The sequence below is a fragment of the Vibrio sp. 704 genome (genome assembly GCF_033339295.1).
In genome coordinates, this window is the sequence record NZ_JAWOUH010000068.1 from 1 (window position 1) to 1,408 (window position 1,408).

The window sequence follows — 1,408 nt, forward strand, 5'->3', positions numbered from 1 at the left end:
GAGTTTTCAACCACGTTTAGAGATTTCTCTAGGTCTGCGGATTCATCAACAAAAATGTGACTGATACCAAAACCGCCGATGATCACTGGAATTGTGCTGTTCTCTTTACACATTTTGTGCAGACCCGCTCCACCACGTGGGATGATCATATCAACGTAGTCATCCAGTTTAAGCAGTTGAGAAACCAGCTCGCGATCTGGCTTTTCAATGTACTGTACTGAAGCGGCTGGCAAGTTTGCTTTTGCAAGGGCTGATTGGATAACTTTCACAAGTTCCATGTTAGAGAAAAACGTCTCTTTACCACCGCGTAGGATGCTGGCGTTACCCGTTTTCAGGCACAGTGCGGCAATGTCGATAGTCACATTTGGACGCGCTTCATAAATCACACCCACAACACCAAGTGGTACACGGCGGCGAGAGAGAGACATGCCGGTTTCTAGCACTTTACTGTCGATTTCGCTGCCCACAGGATCGTTTAGGCTGATCACATTGCGAACATCATTTGCAATGCCCGTTAAGCGTTCTTCATTCAACAGTAGACGGTCTAACAGCGCATCGGTCAGACCAGCTTCGCGACCAAGTTCGATGTCTTTTGCGTTTGCTGCCAAAATAGCAGCAGAGTTTGCTTCTAGCTCATCTGCGATGATCGCTAGAGCTTGGTTCTTTTGAGCAGTTGACGCTGTCGCCAATTCGAAAGCTGCATCTTTAGCAGCTTTACCCATATTCGTTAAATCCACGTTGCTTCCCTCAATTTCTATTCTTGAATGACGACAAGATCATCGCGATGAATCACTTCTGAGCCGTAGTCATGACCCAAAATAGAGATGATGTCTTTACTGTGTTTGCCAGTAATTTTTGCCAAGTCTTCACTTGAGTAGGCGCTAATACCACGCGCAACCAGTTTGCCATGAGAATTTGTTACGCGAGCAACTTCACCACGGGCAAAATCACCGCTCACCTTGATGACCCCTTTTGCTAGCAAGCTGCTGCCTTTACCAACAACCGCATTTACCGCACCATCATCGATGATAATGTCACCCGATGCTGCAGGACCTGCGAGGATCCAACGCTTACGGTTTTCCAATGCTTCTGAACAAGGTAGGAAACGCGTACCTTGAGGCTCCGTGCTCAACGAGTCAAAAATTACGTTTGGCGCGCTACCTGCTGCGATAATAACTTCAATACCCGCGCGACGTGCGATGTCGGCTGCTTGAAGTTTCGTCGCCATACCACCCGTACCGAGTGTTGTACCGCTGCCGCCAGCAATTTTACGCAACGTGTCATCAATGGTTTTAACTTCTTTGATCAGCTCTGCATTCGGATCTTTTCGTGGGTCAGCAGTAAACAGACCTTTTTGGTCTGTCAGTAGCAATAACTTATCTGCACCACACAAAATACCCACTAAAGC

Annotated in this window: 2 protein-coding genes; both read right to left on the bottom strand. The window is 47.4% G+C overall.

The genetic code is table 11. The features are described 5' to 3' along the window. Positions 1-737 (bottom strand): glutamate-5-semialdehyde dehydrogenase (proA, locus tag R7R24_RS24450; protein WP_318119689.1); only part of this gene is annotated, 737 nt, incomplete at its 3' end. A gap of 17 nt (positions 738-754) precedes the next feature. Next, the coding region (gene proB, locus R7R24_RS24455; protein ID WP_318119690.1) for a glutamate 5-kinase at positions 755-1,408 on the bottom strand (654 nt) is incomplete at its 5' end.